This window comes from Xanthomonas sp. WHRI 1810A (genome assembly GCF_040202885.1).
In the GTDB taxonomy this organism is placed as follows: Bacteria; Pseudomonadota; Gammaproteobacteria; order Pseudomonadales; family Pseudomonadaceae; genus Aquipseudomonas.
Window position 1 is genome coordinate 1 of record NZ_JBEGED010000004.1, and the last position, 19,987, is coordinate 19,987.

Consider the following 19,987-nt stretch of genomic DNA (forward strand, 5'->3'; position numbering starts at 1 on the left):
GGTGGGTGATGACGGGATCGAACCGCCGACCCGCTGCTTGTAAGGCAGCTGCTCTCCCAGCTGAGCTAATCACCCTTTGCTTCGTTGAGGCCGCGAAATTTACGCAGGTGATGATGCTAAGTCAATAGCCTGCTTGAAGTTTTTTTAACAGCAGCCTCAAGCGGCAAGTTTCAAGCGGCAAGCCAAAAGCAAAAAAGCGAGCCACCTGGACTCGCTTTTACTTACAGCTTGAAGCTTACCGCTTGCAGCGCTGCATTACGCGTAGACCATCTTGCGACTCATGCCGCCGTCCACCACGAATTCCTGACCTGTGACGAACCCGGCGTGCCGGGACAGCAACCAGGCGACCATCGACGCGACATCCTCCACCGTCCCTACCCTGCCGGCCGGGTGCTGGGCGTGGTCGACGTCCGACAAAGGCTCGGCCCGACGGGCAGAGGGGTCACGGGCGTCAATCCAGCCGGGACTGACCGCATTGACCCGCACCTCAGGCCCCAGGCTGATCGCCAGGGCATGGGTCAACGCTAGCACGCCGCCCTTGCTGGCGGCGTAGGCCTCGGTATCGGCTTCAGATTGACGGGCACGGGTGGACGCGATATTCACGATGCTGCCGCAGTGGGCGCGCAAGTAAGGCGCACAGTGCTTGGCCAGCAGCATGGGACCGCTGAGGTTGACCGCCAGCACGCGGTTCCAGTGAGAAAGCTCCAGACTTTCCAGTACGGTGTTGTGCGGGTCGGCGACCGCCGCGTTGCACACCAGCGCATCGAGACGCCCGAACCGGCCCAGCACATGGGCCACGCCGGCCGCTACTTGCTCTTCGCGGGCGACGTCCATGACCACGAACGAGGCGTTTTCCCCCAGCACGTCAGCCACAATCGGCCCACGCCGGGGATCGATATCGGCCAGCACAACCTGCCAGCCTTCGGCAATCAGCCAGGCTGCAATCCCCAGGCCGATGCCTCGCGCCGCGCCGGTGACCAGTGCGACCCGGCCATTGTGGACAGCAACGGCGTCCATCACGTAATCAGTCAACGTCAGCCCTCACGCGCAATCACAGTGCGGCCAGACCGCGCGACAGATCGGCCTTGAGGTCAGCGACATCTTCCAGACCCACGGCAACCCGGATCAGGCTGTCGAGGATCCCGGCGGACTCACGTTCCTGCGGCGAAAGACGGCCGTGGGACGTGGTGCTCGGGTGCGTGATGGTGGTCTTGGTGTCGCCCAGATTGGCCGTGATGGAGATCAGGCGCGTGGCGTCGATGAAACGCCAGGCGCCGTCCTTGCCGCCCTTCACTTCGAAACTGACCACCGCACCGAAAGCCTTCTGTTGACGCTTGGCCAACTCGTGCTGCGGGTGGCTTTCAAGACCGGCGTAATGCACTTTCTCGATGCCGTCCTGCTGCTCCAGCCACTGCGCCAGTTCAAGCGCGCTCTGGCAGTGGGCCCGCATGCGGATGGTCAGGGTTTCGAGGCCCTTGAGGAACAGCCAGGCGTTGAACGGGCTCAGGCTCGGCCCGGCCGTGCGCAGGAAACCGACCACTTCTTTCATGTGCTCGGTGCGCCCGACGACCACGCCACCCATCGCCCGGCCCTGGCCGTCGATGAACTTGGTCGCCGAATGCGTGACCACGTCTGCGCCCATCAGCAAAGGACGCTGCAAGGCCGGGGTGCAGAAGCAGTTGTCCACCACCAGCAATGCACCCTTGGCGTGAGCGATTTCAGCCAGGGCAGCGATGTCGACCAACTCAGCCAGCGGGTTGGAGGGCGACTCGACGAACAGCAATTTGGTGTTCGGCTTGATGGCCGCGTCCCAGCCGGACAATTCGGCCAGCGGCACGTAATCGACCTGCACGCCGAAGCGCTTGAAGTACTTTTCGAACAGGCTGATGGTCGAACCGAACACGCTCTTGGACACCAGCACGTGATCGCCTGCACTGCACAGGCTCATCACGGTGGCGAGGATGGCGGACATGCCGGTGGAGGTGCCCACCGCCTGCTCGCCCCCTTCAAGCGCAGCCATTCGTTCTTCGAACGAATGCACGGTCGGGTTGGTGTAGCGCGAATAAACGTTGCCCGGCTTGTCACCGGCAAAAGTCGCTGCCGCGTCTGCCGCCGTTCGGAACACGTAGCTGGAAGTGAAGAACAACGGATCGCTGTGCTCGCCTTCCGGCGTACGGTGCTGACCGGCGCGAACAGCGAGGGTATCGAAACCCACGCCTTCAAGATCGCTGTCCAGTCGACCGGCATCCCATTCCTGAGTCATGCCGTCTACTCCTTGTCTGAATTAGTTGTTGTACAGATCGATGATCGCGCTCACGGCCTGAGTCTTGACCTTGGAGGCGTCATTGCGCGCCTGCTCGATCTTGTTCAGGTAATGCTCGTCGATATCACCGGTCACGTACTTGCCGTCGAAGACCGAGCAATCGAAGTTATCGATCTTGATCTTCTTGCTGCCGCTCACCGCTTCGATCAGGTCAGTCAAGTCCTGATAGATCAACCAGTCGGCACCGATGAGGTCGGCCACGTCCTGGGTGGTGCGGTTATGCGCGATCAGCTCGTGAGCACTCGGCATGTCGATGCCGTAGACGTTGGGGAAGCGCACGGCCGGGGCCGCGGAGCAGAAATACACGTTCTTGGCGCCGGCTTCACGGGCCATCTGGATGATCTGCTTGCACGTGGTGCCACGCACGATGGAGTCATCCACCAGCATCACGTTCTTGCCACGGAACTCAAGCTCGATGGCGTTGAGCTTCTGGCGCACGGATTTTTTCCGTGCCGCCTGGCCCGGCATGATGAACGTGCGGCCGATGTAGCGGTTCTTGACGAAGCCTTCGCGGAATTTGACGCCCAGATGGTTCGCCAGCTCAAGCGCGGCGGTCCGGCTGGTGTCGGGAATCGGGATGACCACGTCGATGTCGTGATCCGGACGCTCGCGCAGGATCTTGTCGCCCAGCTTCTCGCCCATGCGCAGACGCGCCTTGTAGACGGAGATGCCGTCGATGATCGAGTCCGGACGCGCCAGATAGACGTGTTCGAAGATGCAGGGGGCGTATTTCGGGTTGGTCGCGCACTGACGGGTGTGCAGCTTGCCGTCTTCAGTGATGTAGACCGCCTCACCCGGCGCCAGATCGCGAATCAGGGTGAAGCCGAGCACGTCGAGGGCAACGCTTTCGGAGGCGATCATGTACTCGACGCCTTCGTCCGTGTGCCGCTGGCCGAACACGATCGGGCGGATGGCGTCCGGGTCGCGGAAGCCGACGATGCCGTAGCCGGTGATCATCGCGACTACCGCATAGCCACCACGGCAGCGGTGATGCACGTCGGTCACGGCGGCGAAGATGTCCTCTTCGGTGGGCTGCAACTTGCCGCGCACGGCGAGTTCGTGGGCGAACACGTTCAGCAGGACTTCCGAGTCGGAATTGGTATTGACGTGGCGCAGGTCAGACTCGTAGATCTCCTTGGCCAGCTGCTCGACGTTGGTCAAGTTGCCGTTGTGGGCCAGGGTGATGCCATACGGCGAGTTGACGTAGAACGGTTGAGCTTCGGCGGACGTCGAGCTGCCCGCCGTGGGGTAACGCACGTGACCGATGCCCATGTGCCCGACCAGCCGCTGCATGTGGCGCTGGTGGAATACATCACGGACCAACCCGTTGTCCTTGCGCAGGAATAACCGGCCGTCGTGGCTGGTTACGATACCGGCAGCGTCCTGGCCGCGGTGCTGGAGGACGGTGAGCGCGTCATACAGCGCCTGATTGACGTTCGACTTGCCGACGATACCGACGATGCCACACATGCGACACAACCCCTACTTAGTGGAACTGGATTTACCGAGCACATCCTGCGGCGTTGTAGGCGGCAGGAGGTGATCCTTGAACGGAATATCAACAGGTACGCTGATTCCGCTGGCTAACCACTTGCTGGACAACCCGAGAATCAGGTTTTTCGACCAGTCAGCGATCATGACAAATTGCGGGAGCAGCTTTGACTGCTGCCACCATTGATCCTGCTGCACGGGGCCCAGGCTCAACAGCCCGACCGCCACTACAACCAGCAGGCCTCCACGCGCCGCGCCGAAGACCATACCCAGAAAACGATCGGTCCCGGACAGGCCGGTGACGCGTATCAGTTCTCCAATCAGAAAGTTGACCATGGCGCCGACCAACAGTGTGGCGACAAAAAGAATGGTGCAGCCCGCAATCACGCGTGCCGAAGGTGCATCGATGTAATTGACCAGGTACTGCGACAGCGACCCGCCGAACATCCAGGCAACCACTCCGGCGATGATCCAGGTCAGCAAGGACAGTGCTTCTTTGACGAAGCCTCGCTTGAGACTGATCAAGGCGGAGATGGCGACAATCGCAAGGATCGCCCAGTCAACCGGAGTAAATGGCACGTTCACGCCTACAGACGGATAAGGCGGCGCATTTTAGCAGAGCGCCGCCCCGGCGGTAAGCGGGTATTTCAGTGGGGGCTGATTAACGGGGTCAATGGTTGACCGGACACATAAATGGTCGTCCCGAAACGGTAGGAGCGAATTTATTCGCAAACGGTGTCCCGGCCGATAGATAGACAGCGCCTGGAACAAAGCTTCGCGAATGAATTCGCTCCTACAGGGACCGCATGACCGTTAACGCCGCTCTGGCTGGAACCGCACGACAATGCCCTTGAGCTTTTGCTGCTTGTCGAGCTGATCGCGCAGGCGATCGGCTTCGGCACGCTCGATCAACGGCCCGACGAAGACCCGGTTCACGCCGTCGGACGTGCGGATGTAGGCGTTATAGCCCTGGGTGCGCAGGGTTTTCTGCAGGTTGTCGGCGTTGGCCCGATTGGACAGGCTGGCCAGTTGCACCGACCAGCTGACGGACAGGCCATTGGCATCCACACGGCTTTCGGTGGACGCCGCAGACGCCGCGGGCGCAGGTGTTGCCGCAGCCGGCGCCGGTTTCGCCACCGGTGCGGGAGCAGGCGCTGGCTTGGCAGCGGGCGCCGCTTGCGACACCGGTTTGTTTGGCGCAGGCGCGATGGGCATCGTGGGCTGGGCGTTCTGTTGAGCCACCTCTTCGTCGCTTGGCACCGGCTCCTGCGGCAAGGGTGTTTGCTCGGGCACGCTGACCGGGTCGACTTTGACCTGTGGTGCAGCAGGCGCTTGCGGCGCAGCGGGTGCGTCGACTTGCACATGGCGTGCCTCGTCCTGACGCGAGAACAGCATCGGCAGGAAAATCACTGCGACCGCGACCAGCACCAGGGCACCGACCATTCGTTGCTTGTAAGCCTTATCAAGCAAAGCCATTTGCAACTTCCTCCGTGGCATGCCGACTCAGCCATTCCAGCCCGTCGGCAACGCAATAAAAAGACCCGAACAGCACAATCTCATCGTCGACTGTCGCGTGCGCGCATTGTGCTTCAAGTGCCTGCGCAATGTCCGGGTAAGACGAGACCTGGGCGCCGAGGCTCTGCAACGCTGCAGCGATTTCCTCGGCAGGCCGACTGCGCGCTGTGGGCAGCGGCGCGACCGCCCAGCTTTCCATACTGTCGGCCATCGCGGTCAAGACACCACGCAGGTCTTTGTCGTTGAGCAGGCCGAACACCGCCAGACGCTTGCCGGCAACCGGCCGCTGCGCCAGGCGCTCAGCCAGAAAGTACGCGGCGTGGGGGTTGTGTCCCACGTCCAGCAAGACAGTCAGGTCCTTGCCCTGCCAGCGGAACGCGCGCCGATCCAGACGGCCTGTCACGTGGGTGGCGAGTAATGCCGTGCGGATCGAACCGGCCTCCCACGGCAAGCCCAGCAGCAGGTATGCCTGTAGCGCCAGCGCGGCGTTCTGCATCGGCAGGTCCAGCAATGGCAAATTCAAGAGTTCGATACGCTGGCCGTTTTCGTCGGTGCCGAACCAGTTCCAGCTGTCGCCGACGATGGTCAGGTCAAACTCGTGGCCGCGCAACGACAACGGGCAATTCAGCGCCTGGGCCCGCTCAAGCAGCGACGCAGGCGGGTCGATGTCCCCACACAAGGCGGGACGCCCTTCCCGAAAAATCCCGGCCTTTTCGAACGCCACTGATTCGCGCGTATCGCCCAGCCACTCGGCATGATCAACACCGATACTGGTGACCAGTGCCAGGTCGGCGTCCACCAAGTTCACCGCGTCCAGACGCCCGCCCAGTCCCACTTCCAGCACCACGGCATCCAGCGACGCCTGCTCGAACAGCCAGAACGCCGCGAGGGTGCCCATCTCGAAGTAGGTCAGGGAAATGTCGCCGCGCGCTGCTTCGATCACGGCAAAGGCGTCGCACAGCTGCGCATCGGTGGCCTCGACGCCCTGCACCTGCACCCGCTCGTTGTAACGCAGCAGATGCGGGGAGCTGTAGACACCCACTTTCAAACCCTGGCTTTGCAGCAACCGGGCAACGAACGCGCAGGTGGAGCCCTTGCCATTGGTGCCGGTGACCGTGATCACCCGCGGCGCAGGCCGGGTCAGCCCCAGCTTGAGCGCCACCTGTTGCGAGCGCTCCAGCCCCATGTCAATGGCCGACGGGTGCAACTGCTCGAGGTACGCGAGCCAATCGGCCAGAGCACGTTGGGTCATAGGTTGGCCGGAACAGGCGGAACGACGATCGGTTCGATCTTGGGTGCGATGAACTTCGGTGTCGGCAGCCCCATCATCTGCGCCAGGACATTGCCCAGGCGCTGACGCAGTTCCTGACGATGAATGATCATGTCGATTGCACCGTGCTCCAGCAGGAATTCGCTGCGCTGGAAGCCTTCAGGCAGTTTTTCGCGCACGGTCTGTTCGATGACGCGAGGACCGGCAAAACCGATGAGGGCCTTCGGTTCGGCGACGATCACGTCACCCAGCATCGCCAGACTGGCGGAAACGCCGCCATAGACCGGGTCGGTCAACACGGAGATGAACGGCAAGCCTTCTTCACGCAAGCGCGCAAGCACTGCGGAGGTCTTGGCCATTTGCATCAGGGAAATCAGGGCTTCCTGCATGCGCGCACCACCGGAAGCGGCGAAGCACACCATGGGGCAGCGTTTTTCCAGCGCGTAGTTGGCGGCCTGGACGAAGCGTTCACCGACGATGGCGCCCATCGAGCCGCCCATGAAGGAGAACTCAAAGGCGACGGCCACTACCGGCATGCCCAGCAATGTGCCGCTCATGGAGACCAGCGCGTCTTTTTCGCCGGTCTGTTTCTGCGCGGCGGTCAGGCGGTCCTTGTACTTCTTGCTGTCGCGAAACTTGAGGCGGTCCACCGGCTCCAGGTCAGCGCCGATTTCTTCGCGACCTTCGGTGTCCAGAAAGATGTTCAAGCGCGAGCGCGCGTTGATACGCATGTGGTGGTTGCACTTGGGGCAAACATCGAGGGTCTTTTCCAGCTCCGGCCGGTACAGGACCGCCTCGCAGGAAGGGCACTTGTGCCAAAGCCCTTCAGGTACCGAGCTCTTCTTGACCTCGGAACGCATGATCGAAGGGATCAGTTTGTCTACCAACCAGTTGCTCATGCTTTCTTTCTCCAATACCGGTGGCTCGAGCGCAGTGGCGGCTTGTGCCACGCGCATGCCCTTAAGCTAGATTCATGTGTAACGTTCGTCACCTGCTGACGCAGCGATCGGCCTGAAGCCTGACCTGCCGCACCCGCACTCGGAGCGCTACCCTCAACTTCCTGCAGCGAGACGCCTGACGTCTTCGCTCATACATTTGGACCTGCCCGCAATCTGCGGCGGCAGGCTAGTGGACGGCACCCGTGCGCCGACCGTCACATCGCGCTCCGAACCCGACTGCCGGGCGGCTGTTTACGCGCCGTGCACCGCACTCATGAACGCGCGAATCTTGTCGTGATCCTTGATGCCTTTGCTCTTCTCGACGCCGCCGCTGACGTCCACTGCGTAGGGCTGCACCTGAGCGATGGCCTGTGCCACGTTCGCTGAGGTCAGGCCACCGGCGAGAATAATGGGTTTGCTCAATTGCTTGGGAATCAGCGCCCAGTCGAAGGTTTCGCCTGTCCCGCCGGGGACGCCGGCGACATAAGTATCCAGCAGAATGCCGCTGGCGCCGGAATACAGCCTGCAGGCGGCGGCAATGTCATCACCGGCCTTGACCCGCAGCGCCTTGATGAACGGGCGATGAAAGCCTTCGCACTGCTCAGGGGTTTCGTCACCATGAAATTGCAGCAGGTCCAGCGGCACGGCATCGAGTGTCTCATTCAGCTCGCAGGCACTGGCATTGACGAACAGCCCAACGGTAGAAATGAAGGGCGGCAGCGCAGCAATGATGGCGCGCGCCTGTTGAACCGTGACCGCGCGAGGGCTCTTGGGGTAAAACACGAATCCGATGGCATCGGCGCCGGCTTCAACGGCGGCCAGCGCGTCTTCTATGCGAGTAATCCCGCAGATCTTGCTGCGAACGGCTGACATGTCGTGAAAACCCTCGGGTCTTTGCTGAAAGTCCCGGATGTTAACAAATGCTTTTCCAGGCGTCAGCCGTCAAGTTCGGCGAAGCCTGTCAGAAAGTGCGGACCGATGTAGCGCTCGGGCAGTGGAAACTCATCCCGGTACTCGACACCCACCAGATACAGGCCCGCCGGATGCGCGGTTACACCCCCCGTGCGACGGATGCGGCTTTCCAGCACTTCATGCATCCATTCCACCGGTCGCTCCCCTGTCCCGATGGTCATCAACACGCCGGCTATGTTGCGCACCATGTGGTGCAGAAAGGCATTGGCGCGCACATCGATCACGATCATTTTGCCGTGGCGGGTCACCCGAAGGTGATGCAACTGCTTGATCGGCGACTTGGCCTGGCACTGCCCGGCACGAAACGCACTGAAATCATGGGTGCCGACCAAGTAATCCGCCGCCAGCGCCATGCGCTCGACGTCCAGGGGGCGGTAGTTCCAGGTGATCTCCTGGTTCAGGTGCGCCGGTCGGATCGGGTCGTTGTAGATCACGTAGCGGTAACGTCGGGCGATGGCCTTGAAACGGGCATGGAAATGCGCCGGGACAACCTTCGCCCAGGTCACGCTGATGTCGTGGGGCAGATTGATATTGGCGCCCATGGTCCAGGCTTTCATGGTCCGCTCGGCACGGGTGTCGAAATGCACCACCTGGCCACAGGCGTGGACCCCGGCATCGGTGCGCCCGGCACACATCAGGCTGACAGGTGAATCGGCCACTTTGGCCAGTGCGTTTTCCAGGGTTTCCTGCACGGTGGTCACGCCCGATGCCTGACGCTGCCAGCCGCTGTAGCGCGACCCTTTGTATTCAACGCCCAGTGCGATGCGGGAATACCCTTCAGCTGCCATTTCGGCTGCAGCTGTCTGTGCCTCGTCGTATGTGGTTGCCAAGAACTTAAAGCCTGTGGAGATGCGCAAGGGGCGCCATTATACGGCGGCAGAAAAAAGACGCCACGCGCGCCACCCACAAATGCAAACGACCGCCGAAGCGGTCGTTTGCGGTACAGCCTTCAGATCAGGCTAGACGCGACAGCATCTCGCGCGCTTCGGAGATCTGACCATCGTCGCCTTCGGCCACGACCTCGTCGAGGATGTCACGCGCGCCATCGGCGTCGCCCATTTCAATGTAGGCACGCGCCAGGTCAAGCTTGGTCGCCGCCTCGTCAGTGCCCGACAGGAAATCGAACTCCGGTTCGTCGTCATCGGCCAGCAATGCGTCCTCTGCGGTAAACGTCGGCGTGCTATCAAACGGCTTGGCGATGGGCGGTTGCTCGAGGCTTTGCGACAAGCGCTCAAGCTCGGCGTTGACGTCGTCGATTTCCGACGCGAAAGCGGCCGAGGCCTGCTCGGTTTCGATCTCGTCGGCCAGCGACAGGTCGAAGTCTTCCGGCAGGTCAAGATCGTCCTCCGTGTCCGTCTTGGCGTTTAGCGGGCCGAAGTCCGGTGTCTCGTCGAAGGCAGGCAACTCGCGCAACTCATCGTCCAGCCCGAGCAGGTAGTCATCCTCGGCTTTCAGTGCCGGCGCGTCGTCGGACAGGTCCAGGTCAAAGTCAGCCAGGTCATCCGGCTTGGTGGTCGAGGCTTCAGTCTGTTCACGCAGGATGGCATCGAAATCCAGATCGGCAGACGCCGCGTGCTTCAGCGGCGCGTCAAAATCCAGATCATCGAGCTTCGGATCAGCAGAACGATCCTCCACATGGGTCGGCGATGCTGCTTCGAGTTCGTCCAGGCTCAAATCGAACGCGGTGTCGAAATCATCAGGCTCCTGCGCCGGGGCTGGCGCGACAGGGGCTTGAACAACCGGCGCCGTTTCAGCTTCAGGCGCATCGTCGCGCATCAGGTCTTCGACGTACCGGGCATCCGACTGCGACGCCAGGACAGCCGCCGCCGCTGCAGCAGCCGCGACGGCAGACGCCGTTGCCATGGCCGGGTAACGGCTTTTCAACTCCTGGGCTTCAGCGTGGTTCTGACCGGTGGCCACCAGCTTGCGCTCCTGGGCGACAAACTCGGCCTGGTCGTCCTGCTGAGCATGGATCTCCATCAGTTTCAGGCGCAGGTCGCTGCGGTGAGGCTCTTCGCGCAGAGCTTCTTCCAGCAACTCGACGGCCTGATTGGTGCGTCCGTATGCAATGTGGATTTCAGCCTGAACCAGCGCATCAGCCGGGTGTTCGCGGGCCGGCTCGGCCACTACGGTCGGCGCCGGCTGCAACTTTGGGGCAGGAGGGGGTACCTCCAGGCCTTCGAAGCTGCTTTGCGGCAAATCCATGTCAGAACCGAACTCGGATTCTTCTGCCAGGGCGCGGGCCATCTTCCGGTGTTTCTCTGCTTCGACCTGTGCGTTACGACGGCGCGCCAGCAGCAGGAGCAGCAACAACAGGATCAGCAGTGCACCGCCACCCACCAGCCCAAGCAATAACGGGCTGGCCAGCAGCTTGTTGAACGGATTATTGGACGCGTCGGTTTCAGGCTCGGCAGGCGTAACGGCCAGCGGTTGCTCCGGCGTGGCGGCGCTGACGGTAGCGCCGTCCACCGGCAACGCATCTTCCGGCGCGATTTCGTTCGGCAGCTTGCCCGGTACGTCCGGGATCGCAGGGTTCGGCACCACAGTGGCCGGCATCGCAGAATCAGCGGCGCTCGCCGGATTGGCCGCGTTGTTAGGGTTGGTCACGCTGTTGGGGCTGACCGTGCTGGCGGGGTCAACCACGGGCGGCGGCACGGCAGCGCCAGCGGCCTGCATCTTCGCCAACTGGTCGTTTTTCAGTTGAATCAGCCGCTGCAGCTTGTCGACCTGACTTTGCAGATCGCCCATGCGGCTTTTCAGTTCGTCGTTGTCGCGGCGCGTGCTGTCCAGGCTTTCCTGGGTCGTGGCCAGTTTGTTGGCCAGGGCGGCATCACCCGCAGCGCCTTTGTCGCCGGGCCTTGCGGTGGCGGACACCAGACTGAGATTGTCCTTGGCATCGATCTGCGAAGGCGCAGCGTCCGCACGGTTGCGGCGCGTGGCATCGACCTGACGGGCGCCGCTTGGCAAACGGCGGCCCTGACGCCAGGCCAGGTTCTGTTCAGCGACTTCGGCAACCGCGCGCGGCTGCGGCATTGCGGTCGATTCCGCGGGGCTTGGCAGGCGCAACACCTGGCCCTTTTTCAACCGGTTGATATTGCCGGCAATGAACGCGTCCGGGTTCAGCGCCTGGATCGCCAGCATGGTCTGCTGAACGGTGCCGCCATTGCGCACGCGCTCGGCGATCTCCCACAACGTGTCGTTGTTGAGCGTGGTGTATTGGGTGAATTCAGGTTTGGCCGGTGCGGCAGGTTCGGCAGCAGCGGGCGCCGATGGCGGTGTGGCAGGCTCGGCCTGGGCGGGCGCCGGTGTTGGTGCGGTCGACGGCAATTGAGCGGCAGGCGCAGCCGGGACGGCAGCTTCCGGGGCTGGCTTTGGCGGGTCGAGCAACAGGCTGTATTCGCGCAGTGCCCGGCCGTTGGGCCACAGCACCTGCACGAGGAATTTCACATACGGGTCACGGACCGGTTTGGTCGAGGTGATGCGCAGGACGCTTCGGCCGTTGGCGTTGATGACCGGCGTAAACGTCAAGTCATCCAAGATGGCCGTTCGTCCTACGCCCGCCTGGGCGAACTCTGCAGAGGTGGCGAGGCTGGGCACTACCTGCGCAGCGTTCAGGTCCTGCACTTGTGTCAGCTCGATTTCGGCCAGCAGCGGTTGATTGAGCGTCGACTTGACGGTCAGACCACCGAGCCCGAGCGCGTTTGCCATACCGGATGACAGCGCCGAAGCCGTAGCGATTGCTAATACCAGTTTACGAACCTGAACCATAGCCCATCCCTTGTTTTAAAAATTCCCCGGCAACCGAGAAGATAAAGCCTGCTAGGGCGTTGGGCGTGTCGTCACGCCACAGCTAGAATGATTCTTCGAATTGTCGGCAAGTATCTTTTACACAACGTCTTTTATCAACAATTGCGCCACCTGCACAGCATTGAGCGCCGCGCCCTTGCGCACATTATCAGACGTGACCCAGAAATTGAGTTCCGACGCATCGTCGATACCCTGGCGGACACGTCCTACATAGACCGTGTCCTGCCCGACAGCATCACCTACTGCGGTCGGATAATCCCCGGCGTCGACCAGCTCCACACCCTGCGCCGCGTCGAACAGTGCATTGACCGCTGCGAGGTCAACCGGGCCTGCGGCCTGCAATGACACGCTGAAACTGTCGCCGAAAAACACCGGCACCTGAATGCACGTTGCAGAAACCTTGAGTAAAGGCAGCGCCAGCAACTCGCGCAACTCGGCAACCAAACGTTTTTCCAGCGGGACATGGCCCTGGGCGTCTGGCGTACCGACTTGCGCCAGCACGTTGAACGCCATCTGCCGATCAAACACTTTGGGTTCCAGCGGACGGATATTGAGCAGCTCGGTGGTCTGCCGCGCCAGCTCGGTCACGCCTTCGCGCCCTTGGCTCGAGACGGCCAGGCAAGCCGTGACGCTGAGTCGCTGCACGTCGAGTACATCGCGCAGTGGGGCAATGACCAACGCCAGGGCTGCCGCGCTCGGGCTCGGACACGCGACCTGAAACGGCCTGGTCAGGCCGGCCAGCAGCGCGGCGTTGATTTCAGGAATGATATTGGGCGCCTGCTCGACGGCAAGGCCGGCGGACAGATCAATCACCGCGCAGCCGGCGGCAGTAGCGCGGGCTGCATAACTACGAGTAATGGCCGGACCCGCCGCGAAGAACGCCAACCGGACCTTGCCGAAATCGAATTCATCGACTTCGCGCACACGGACGTTCTTGCCCCGAAAAGGTACCGAGTGGCCAGCAGATTCGGCGCTGGCCAGCAAATTAAGCGTGCCAACCGGGAACTCGAATTCTTCAAGAATCTGGACGATGGTTTCGCCGACAGTACCGGTGGCGCCGACAACGGCGATATCAAAGGACTGGCTCATGCAAAAACCTCAGGAAAATCAGGGAGCGGCACTGTACCCGCCGATCACACGACAGGCAATTGAACGGGCACTGCAGCCAGGGCGGTGGACGAGACGTTTGGCGAGGTCCGACCTCATGGCTCCAGACCGATCGTGAAGAATTGACCGTTGCTCCACACACCAAGCCAACGCTCGCCGTCGATCTCCCGCGTGACCGCCAGATCCACCAGTTGGTAGAACACGTTGCGATGAATCAGCGCTTCGAGGTTGCTGCGCACCAACAGATAAGGCGACGGCGTTTGCGTGACCGGGTCGATCGTGACCCGCAGTGGATGGTCGGGGCCTGCCTCTACACTGTCGTCGACATGGGTGGTAAAACGCAGCACCTGCTGCTCGCCCTCCCCCTGCACCTCCAGCAGCACCGCGACGAAAGGCGCGTCGTCGACCGTGATACCGACTTTCTCCGCCGGGGTGATCAGAAAGTAGCTGTCACCGTCCCGGCGAATGATGTTGGAGAACAAGCGCACCATGGGTTTTCGGCCGATAGGCGTACCCAGGTAGTACCAGGTGCCGTCCCGGGCGATGCGCATGTCGATATCGCCACAAAAAGCCGGATTCCACAGGTGCACCGGCGGCAACCCCTTGCCGGAACCTGCGATCTGCGCCAACAAATCGTCGGCCTTGCCCGGATCACTCATGCTTGCTCCTTAGCGACGCTCTACACCAATGAGGCTACGAGCGTAGTCTTCCATGGGCGGACCAAGCAAATCTTCAGGTTTGGTGTCATGCAGAGTCAGCAACCCGCCGCGGCTGTGAATGCGCGCTGAATCGATCAGATAACGGGTATTGGTTTCGATCAACATCAGTTGAATGACACCGCTGTCGATGCCCAGCCGGTCGAGGGCTTCCTGATCGGACCACTCATCGAAGTTGCCAATGCGGTCATCGGCCCGAGCAAACCGGGTGTACAACAGGTAGTGAGCGCCTGCCGCCCGCGCTTCGTTCATCGCCTCGTCCAGACCTTCGGGGCCCTTGGCCCGGCGGACCATAGGGAAATACTCGACGAAGCCCTTGAAGGCTTCTTCGGCGACGACGTTGGGACGGGGATAAGCGCCACCCGGCGGCACAAATGCACCCTGGGCGATAAAGATGAAAGAGTCCGGCTGCAAGCGCCAGTTGCTGACCCGGCGGGTAGAGCTGTGATCCAGCAGCCCGGCGTCGCTGAGTTCATCACGCGCGCCCTGCGCCATATCGCTCACGTGCATGCAACCACTCAAAGCCAACAGCGCCAGTACTAACAGCAGGCTACGCATCATTCTCTCCAAAGGCCGGCGACGGAAAACCGGCGAATGGTCGTCTAATGCAGCTTTTGCGCCACTTCAGTCAGCTGTCGGAGATTTCCGGCTTGGGCTGTTGAGCCGGGTCGCCATCACGCTTGCGCTTGTTGCCCATGCGCACGCCGATGTCCATCAGGAACTGGAAGAAGCCTTCCTGATCTTCGAGCACATTGCTCCAGAACGGAGAGTGATAAAGCGCCACGGCGCCGTGCACCAATGCCCATGCCGCGCAGTAGTGAAAATACGGCGGCACATCCTCAAGCTTGCCTTCGGTGATACGGCCCTTGATCAGCAGCGTCAGGTGTTCAAAGTTGGAGGCGCGGATCTTGTGCAGTTCGCCCACCATCTCTGGCACCTGACTGCCCTTGACTACCTTTTCTTCCAGGCGATCAAACAATCGGTAGCGCTGCGGATCGCGCATGCGGAACTCGAAGTAGGCGCGGGACAGCGCCTCCTTGTCCTTGTCGACGTCGGCAGACATCAGCAGCTCATTCAAATCGCGCTCGTAGTCGAGCATCAGGCGCAGGTAAATTTCGGCCTTGGATTTGAAGTGTTTGTAGATCGTGCCTTTGCCGATACCGACCGCATCCGCGATCATTTCGACCGTGACGCTGTCTTCGCCCTGTTCGAGGAAAAGTTTGAGCGCGATGTCGAGAATTTCCTGCTCACGACGCCGAAACTCACGGACTTTACGAGGTTCTTTCTGCATAGGAAGGCGACTGTGGGTTCCAAATCGAAGCTGCACATTATGCCTATCTCTTATCAAATTGCACGGATCATCCGTTCTCCGACCACATTGACTGCCAGAACCAGACAAGCGCTCGCGAAATGATCGCCAATCGCAAGACTGTAAAAAGTGTGACCGCACGGTGCTGAAAATTCTCGGGGCGCAGTTAAGGGCGCCGTCAGGCCAAATCGAAGAACTTTCAGGCAGGTCGCGGAGAATCAACATCGAGGGTTGGGTTTGGGGTATCAAGACCGGGCGGGGTATTCCAAAACTGTTTAAAAAACGTACAAACAGCGCTGGACGTCGGCTGAATCTGACCAATACTTACAGTCGCTGACGTGGCATCTCCCCCAAATGGCGCGCCAGTAAAGACACAGACGGACAGCGTGTCTTTGTTTTACTCCTAATGGTCTTAGCCCGGATTCACCCCCCAGAACCCGGGTTTTTTTTGCCTGCGATTTACTGCTTCAGACGCTGACGTGAGCCAGTGGAAACAGACGGCGGAAGTTGTCGGTAGTCTGCTCGGCAAAGCGCTCGTAGCTTTCGCCGCGCAACATGGCCAGAAACTCCGCCACTTCGCGCACGTACTGAGGCAGATTGGGTTTGCCCCGGTACGGGATAGGCGCCAGATACGGCGAATCGGTTTCCACCAGCAGCCGATCCGCCGGCACTTTGCTGGCCACGTCCCGCAGCGCTTCGGCATTGCGGAAGGTGACGATGCCCGACAAGGAAATATAAAAGCCCAGGTCCAGCGCGGCCTTGGCCATCTCCCAGTCTTCAGTGAAGCAATGCAGCACGCCGCCCTGGGGCAACGCCGCTTCGCGCAGCAGGGTCAGCGTGTCGGCACGGGCGCCACGGGTGTGTACGATCACCGCCTTGCCCGTGATGTTTGCGGCCTGCAGGTGCAAACGAAACGAAGCCTGCTGCAGGTCAGCCGCTTCGGGCTCGTAGTGATAATCCAGGCCGGTTTCGCCGATGGCCACCACGCGCGGGTGATCCAGCTCAGCCAGCAACCACTCCAGCGCAGGCGCTTCGCCCGGCTTGAGGTCCAGCGGATGAATCCCTACCGAGCAATCCACGTCGTCGTACCGCTCGGCCAGCGCCTTGACCGCGCCTGCGTTGTCGGCACTCACGCCAATGCAGAGAAAATGCCCGACACCCCTGCCCCGCGCCGCTTCAAGCGCCGCATCCAGGGAGCCTGCGTGTTCGGTGAGGTCAAGACGATCGAGGTGGCAATGGGAATCTACGAGCATGGGAGCGTGGCAACTTACATCGTGTGAGTGGGACGGTCGGACTTGAGGGCGCCGGCCAGGTAATTTTCAATCATGTTGCGCGCGGTGTTGTCGCCGTCGTTGAACTGCACGCCCACGCCGGCTGCGCGGTTACCTTGGGCGCCCTTGGGCGTGATCCAGGTGACTTTGCCGGCCACCGGGATTTTCTCCGGCTCGTCCATCAGGTTCAGCAGCATGAACACCTCGTCACCCAGCTTGTAGCTTTTGCTGGTTGGGATGAACAGCCCGCCGTTCCTGATGAAGGGCATATACGCGGCGTAAAGGACTGACTTGTCCTTGATGGTCAGGGACAGAATGCCATTACGTGGACCTGGACTCAGTGGCAAACTCATCGTGACTCCCCGTGGGTGATCCGTTTGTGTGGCGCAGCGCAGGCCAGTCTACCCTCGACCGGTCAGCTCTGCCCACTGCACCAATAACGCTTCGAGCAGCAGAACTCGGTTCAAGTTCGCCTTGGACATGACTTTCTGCCGCTGGGCCAAGACCCAGTCCTGCATGGACAGCACCTTGCCCTGGGCGGATTTCTGCGCCAGGTACTGAATCACCTTGCGCATGTCGGTCAGCCCCAGGCCGTCTTCATCCTGCGTCAATTGGTAGCGCAGGATCAGGTGGGACCAGTCGCAGAACCAGTCGAACAGCAGCAGCAGGGGAATGTCTTTCCAGCCCTCGGCCAATTGCGTCGCCGAGACCTGGTGCTTGAGCAACTTTTTCACGCCGTCGACCACCAGCGCACGCTGTTCACGCACGCCCTGCGCCTGAAGGCTAACGGCGGCCAATGGCGAACCGGCCGCCAGGGTCAGCAGCTCGACCCGCTCCTCGTCACTTGACCCCGGCAAGGCATCGGCGAGCCAGGCCAGGCTCATGGCTTCGCTGGGCAGCGGACAGGCCTGCTGCACGCATCGGCTTTTCACGGTCGCCAGCAGACGGCTCGGCTGATGGCTGACCAGCAGCAACACGGTGTTGCCCGAGGGTTCTTCAAGGCTCTTGAGCAACGCATTGGCCGCATTGATGTTCATCGACTCGACGGGCTCGATCAACACCACTTTGCGCCCGCCCATCTGTGCGGTCTGTACCACGAAACTGACCAGATCACGCACCTGATCGACTTTGATCGCCTTGTCGGCTTCCTCGGGCTCCAGGATGTAGTTGTCGGGATGGCTGCCGGCCTTGAGCAACAGGCAGGATTTGCAGCTCCCGCACGCATCCAGCCCGACCGGACGCTGGCACAGCAAGCGGTGCATCAAACGTTCGGCCAGCGCACGCTTGCCGATCCCCACCGGGCCGTGCAGCAGGTAGGCATGCGCGTGCTGCTCGCGGCCGGCCATCTGCTGCCACAGGCTGTCCTGCCACGGGTAGGCCTCAGCCACGGGCGCGTCCCGCCAGCAGGTTCAGCAGCTCAGGCAGCAGCGCATCAAGCGAGGCCTGCACCTCTGGCAGCGACAAGGCAGCGTTCACCAACCGATAACGCTCTGGAGCGGCGGCGGCGCGATTGAGGTAGGTGCTGCGGACCGCCTCGAAGAACGCGCGACCTTCCTGCTCGAAACGATCCAGTCGGCCGCGGGCCGTGGCCCGTGCCAGGCCGATTTCCACCGGCAGATCGAACACCAGCGTCATATCCGGGCGCAAGGCGCCTTGTACAAAATGCTCCAGGGTGGCAATGCGTTCGATCGACAAGCCACGACCCCCGCCCTGGTACGCGTAGGTGGCATCGGTAAACCGGTCGCATAGCACCACCGCGCCACGGGCCAGTGCCGGTTTGATGACTTCGGCCAAATGCTGTGCCCGCGCGGCGAAGACCAGCAACAGCTCGGCATCGGCGTTCATGACCTCGTCGCTCGGTGCCAGCAGCAGCTCGCGAATCCGCTCTGCCAGCGGCGTGCCGCCGGGCTCACGGGTCATCACTACATCGATGCCCCGGCCACGCAGACAGTCGGCGAGGTACTCGCGGTTGGTGCTTTTGCCCGCGCCTTCCGGACCTTCCAGGGTAATAAACAAGCCAGTCACAGACGGTCCTTAATCAGATTCATTGCGGCGCTTGCCCGCGGTCTTCACGTTTATCGGCGTCATCCGGTGCCGTCGCGGGCTTTTCAGCGGCTGAGCCCGAAGCGGGTGGCGGCGTCGCGGCACTGTCCGATCCCGGCATCGATGCCTCAGCGGGCGCCACCGGCACGGCAGGCGATGCAGGCTCAACCACCGGCGCTGGAACAGTCACCGGCGCGGGGCTGGATCGGTAGTCGGTGCGACGTTTTAGCTGAAACTCTTTCACCGCCGCATTATGCGCATCCAGGTTGGCGGAGAACACATGGCTGCCATCGCCACGCGCGACGAAATAAAGACTGCTGCCCTCCACCGGGTTCATCGCCGCGTGAATCGCTTCACGGCCCACCATCGCAATCGGGGTCGGTGGCAAGCCGGAAATCACGTAGGTGTTGTACGGCGTCGCTTCCTTGAGAAACGCGCGGGTCAGCTTGCCGGTGTAGCGCTCGCCCAGCCCGTAGATCACGGTGGGATCGGTCTGCAGCATCATGCCTTGTTGCAGGCGGCGCACAAACACACCGGCGATCTGCCCGCGCTCCTGAGGCACGCCCGTTTCTTTTTCCACCAGCGAGGCCATGATCAGGGCTTGATAAGGGTTGTCATACGGTGCGGCGGCGGCGCGTTTTTCCCACTCTTCGTTGAGCACTTCATCGAGGCGGTTATAGGCCTGCTTGAGCAGCTCAACGTCGGTCATGCCGCGCACGTAGCGATAGGTATCGGGGAAGAAACGGCCTTCCGGAAACACGCCGGGATGTCCCAATCTGGTCATCAACTCGCTGTCGCTGAGGTTGGCCAGGGTCTGCTCGAGTTTTTCCTGCTTGCCGAGGGCTGCGCGCACCTGACGAAAATTCCAGCCTTCGACCAACGTCAGGCTGTACTGCACGACTTCGCCTTTCTGCCACAACGTCAGCAGGGACTTGGCGTCCATGCCCGGACTCATGCGGTACTCGCCGCTGTGCAGCGACTGTTCGGCAAGGTTGAACCGCCAATAGACACGTAGCCAGAACGCGTCCTTGATCACGCCGTCCGCTTGCAAGCGGTTGAGCACCCCGGTAGGCGAGGAGCCTGCCGGGACGTCCAGCAGCTGTTCCTGAGTCAGGTTGAGGGTTTGATTCAATGCCGTGTTCTGCTGCCAGAACGCCAGCCCCAACAACAATCCCCCCAGGACAATACCGGTTTCCAGCAAGACCAATAATTTTCGGATCACGAA

19 protein-coding genes and 1 tRNA gene are annotated in these 19,987 nt (G+C 61.6%); all 20 read right to left on the bottom strand.

Annotated features, from left to right (window positions below; genetic code table 11):
- Positions 1 to 2 precede the first annotated feature (2 nt).
- Positions 3 to 75 (bottom strand) — tRNA-Val (locus ABQX22_RS07770).
- Between the two features lie 180 nt (positions 76 to 255).
- Positions 256 to 1,032, bottom strand: a complete 777-nt coding sequence (locus ABQX22_RS07775; protein WP_349798164.1) for an SDR family oxidoreductase — start codon at positions 1,030 to 1,032, stop codon at positions 256 to 258.
- A gap of 19 nt (positions 1,033 to 1,051) precedes the next feature.
- Complete coding sequence (locus tag ABQX22_RS07780) at positions 1,052 to 2,263, bottom strand: O-succinylhomoserine sulfhydrylase (RefSeq protein WP_349798166.1); 1,212 nt, start codon at positions 2,261 to 2,263, stop codon at positions 1,052 to 1,054.
- 21 nt (positions 2,264 to 2,284) lie between these two features.
- Positions 2,285 to 3,793, bottom strand: coding sequence for an amidophosphoribosyltransferase (purF, locus tag ABQX22_RS07785; RefSeq protein WP_349798168.1), 1,509 nt, complete (start codon positions 3,791 to 3,793; stop codon positions 2,285 to 2,287).
- Between the two features lie 12 nt (positions 3,794 to 3,805).
- Positions 3,806 to 4,393 carry a CvpA family protein gene (locus ABQX22_RS07790; protein ID WP_349798170.1) on the bottom strand — a complete coding sequence of 196 codons (588 nt, stop codon included), beginning with the start codon at positions 4,391 to 4,393 and terminating at the stop codon, positions 3,806 to 3,808.
- A gap of 234 nt (positions 4,394 to 4,627) precedes the next feature.
- Positions 4,628 to 5,290 (bottom strand): SPOR domain-containing protein, encoded by a 663-nt coding sequence (locus ABQX22_RS07795; protein ID WP_349798171.1) that lies wholly within the window; start codon positions 5,288 to 5,290, stop codon positions 4,628 to 4,630.
- A complete protein-coding gene (gene folC / locus ABQX22_RS07800) occupies positions 5,277 to 6,581 on the bottom strand; it encodes a bifunctional tetrahydrofolate synthase/dihydrofolate synthase (RefSeq protein WP_349798173.1) in 1,305 nt (434 codons plus the stop codon). Before folC ends, ABQX22_RS07795 begins: the two co-directional genes overlap by 14 nt.
- On the bottom strand, positions 6,578 to 7,498 hold the full coding sequence (gene accD, locus ABQX22_RS07805) for an acetyl-CoA carboxylase, carboxyltransferase subunit beta (RefSeq protein ID WP_349798175.1): 921 nt from the start codon (positions 7,496 to 7,498) through the stop codon (positions 6,578 to 6,580). The genes folC and accD overlap by 4 nt, the downstream gene beginning before the upstream one ends.
- Positions 7,499 to 7,789: 291 nt before the next feature.
- Positions 7,790 to 8,410, bottom strand: a complete 621-nt coding sequence (locus tag ABQX22_RS07810) for a phosphoribosylanthranilate isomerase (RefSeq protein WP_349798177.1) — start codon at positions 8,408 to 8,410, stop codon at positions 7,790 to 7,792.
- A 62-nt stretch (positions 8,411 to 8,472) separates the two neighbouring features.
- Positions 8,473 to 9,297 (bottom strand): tRNA pseudouridine(38-40) synthase TruA, encoded by an 825-nt coding sequence (gene truA, locus ABQX22_RS07815; protein ID WP_349798179.1) that lies wholly within the window; start codon positions 9,295 to 9,297, stop codon positions 8,473 to 8,475.
- Positions 9,298 to 9,463: 166 nt separating this feature from the next.
- Positions 9,464 to 12,277 carry a FimV/HubP family polar landmark protein gene (locus ABQX22_RS07820; protein WP_349798181.1) on the bottom strand — a complete coding sequence of 938 codons (2,814 nt, stop codon included), beginning with the start codon at positions 12,275 to 12,277 and terminating at the stop codon, positions 9,464 to 9,466.
- 117 nt (positions 12,278 to 12,394) lie between these two features.
- Positions 12,395 to 13,405 (bottom strand): aspartate-semialdehyde dehydrogenase, encoded by a 1,011-nt coding sequence (locus tag ABQX22_RS07825; protein ID WP_349798183.1) that lies wholly within the window; start codon positions 13,403 to 13,405, stop codon positions 12,395 to 12,397.
- A gap of 113 nt (positions 13,406 to 13,518) precedes the next feature.
- Positions 13,519 to 14,082 (bottom strand): DUF1285 domain-containing protein, encoded by a 564-nt coding sequence (locus tag ABQX22_RS07830; RefSeq protein ID WP_349798185.1) that lies wholly within the window; start codon positions 14,080 to 14,082, stop codon positions 13,519 to 13,521.
- A 9-nt stretch (positions 14,083 to 14,091) separates the two neighbouring features.
- On the bottom strand, positions 14,092 to 14,697 hold the full coding sequence (locus tag ABQX22_RS07835) for a DUF4823 domain-containing protein (protein ID WP_349798187.1): 606 nt from the start codon (positions 14,695 to 14,697) through the stop codon (positions 14,092 to 14,094).
- Positions 14,698 to 14,767: 70 nt separating this feature from the next.
- The gene (locus tag ABQX22_RS07840) at positions 14,768 to 15,430 is read right to left on the bottom strand and encodes a TetR/AcrR family transcriptional regulator (RefSeq protein ID WP_349798189.1); all 663 of its coding nucleotides are present in this window, start codon (positions 15,428 to 15,430) and stop codon (positions 14,768 to 14,770) included.
- Positions 15,431 to 15,915: 485 nt separating this feature from the next.
- The gene (locus ABQX22_RS07845) at positions 15,916 to 16,701 is read right to left on the bottom strand and encodes a TatD family hydrolase (RefSeq protein ID WP_349798191.1); all 786 of its coding nucleotides are present in this window, start codon (positions 16,699 to 16,701) and stop codon (positions 15,916 to 15,918) included.
- 14 nt (positions 16,702 to 16,715) lie between these two features.
- Complete coding sequence (locus ABQX22_RS07850; RefSeq protein WP_349798193.1) at positions 16,716 to 17,072, bottom strand: PilZ domain-containing protein; 357 nt, start codon at positions 17,070 to 17,072, stop codon at positions 16,716 to 16,718.
- A gap of 48 nt (positions 17,073 to 17,120) precedes the next feature.
- Positions 17,121 to 18,107 (bottom strand): DNA polymerase III subunit delta', encoded by a 987-nt coding sequence (locus ABQX22_RS07855; RefSeq protein ID WP_349798195.1) that lies wholly within the window; start codon positions 18,105 to 18,107, stop codon positions 17,121 to 17,123.
- Entirely contained in the window at positions 18,100 to 18,744 is a 645-nt protein-coding gene (gene tmk / locus ABQX22_RS07860; protein ID WP_349798197.1) for a dTMP kinase, read from the bottom strand. The genes ABQX22_RS07855 and tmk overlap by 8 nt, the downstream gene beginning before the upstream one ends.
- Before the next feature lie 19 nt (positions 18,745 to 18,763).
- Positions 18,764 to 19,984: an endolytic transglycosylase MltG gene (gene mltG / locus ABQX22_RS07865; RefSeq protein WP_349798199.1), complete on the bottom strand. Its 1,221-nt coding sequence runs from the start codon at positions 19,982 to 19,984 to the stop codon at positions 18,764 to 18,766.
- Between the last annotated feature and the right edge of the window lie 3 nt (positions 19,985 to 19,987).

Excerpts from the sequence above, each read along its gene's own strand:
- ABQX22_RS07780 (WP_349798166.1), bottom strand. The coding sequence starts at position 2,263 with ATGACTCAGGAATGGGATGCCGGTCGACTGGACAGCGATCTTGAAGGC.
- purF (WP_349798168.1), bottom strand. The coding sequence starts at position 3,793 with ATGTGTGGCATCGTCGGTATCGTCGGCAAGTCGAACGTCAATCAGGCG.
- ABQX22_RS07795 (WP_349798171.1), bottom strand. The coding sequence starts at position 5,290 with ATGGCTTTGCTTGATAAGGCTTACAAGCAACGAATGGTCGGTGCCCTG.
- folC (WP_349798173.1), bottom strand. The coding sequence starts at position 6,581 with ATGACCCAACGTGCTCTGGCCGATTGGCTCGCGTACCTCGAGCAGTTG.
- accD (WP_349798175.1), bottom strand. The coding sequence starts at position 7,498 with ATGAGCAACTGGTTGGTAGACAAACTGATCCCTTCGATCATGCGTTCC.
- ABQX22_RS07810 (WP_349798177.1), bottom strand. The coding sequence starts at position 8,410 with ATGTCAGCCGTTCGCAGCAAGATCTGCGGGATTACTCGCATAGAAGAC.
- truA (WP_349798179.1), bottom strand. The coding sequence starts at position 9,297 with ATGGCAGCTGAAGGGTATTCCCGCATCGCACTGGGCGTTGAATACAAA.
- ABQX22_RS07820 (WP_349798181.1), bottom strand. The coding sequence starts at position 12,277 with ATGGTTCAGGTTCGTAAACTGGTATTAGCAATCGCTACGGCTTCGGCG.
- ABQX22_RS07825 (WP_349798183.1), bottom strand. The coding sequence starts at position 13,405 with ATGAGCCAGTCCTTTGATATCGCCGTTGTCGGCGCCACCGGTACTGTC.
- ABQX22_RS07830 (WP_349798185.1), bottom strand. The coding sequence starts at position 14,082 with ATGAGTGATCCGGGCAAGGCCGACGATTTGTTGGCGCAGATCGCAGGT.
- ABQX22_RS07835 (WP_349798187.1), bottom strand. The coding sequence starts at position 14,697 with ATGCGTAGCCTGCTGTTAGTACTGGCGCTGTTGGCTTTGAGTGGTTGC.
- ABQX22_RS07840 (WP_349798189.1), bottom strand. The coding sequence starts at position 15,430 with ATGCAGAAAGAACCTCGTAAAGTCCGTGAGTTTCGGCGTCGTGAGCAG.
- ABQX22_RS07845 (WP_349798191.1), bottom strand. The coding sequence starts at position 16,701 with ATGCTCGTAGATTCCCATTGCCACCTCGATCGTCTTGACCTCACCGAA.
- ABQX22_RS07850 (WP_349798193.1), bottom strand. The coding sequence starts at position 17,072 with ATGAGTTTGCCACTGAGTCCAGGTCCACGTAATGGCATTCTGTCCCTG.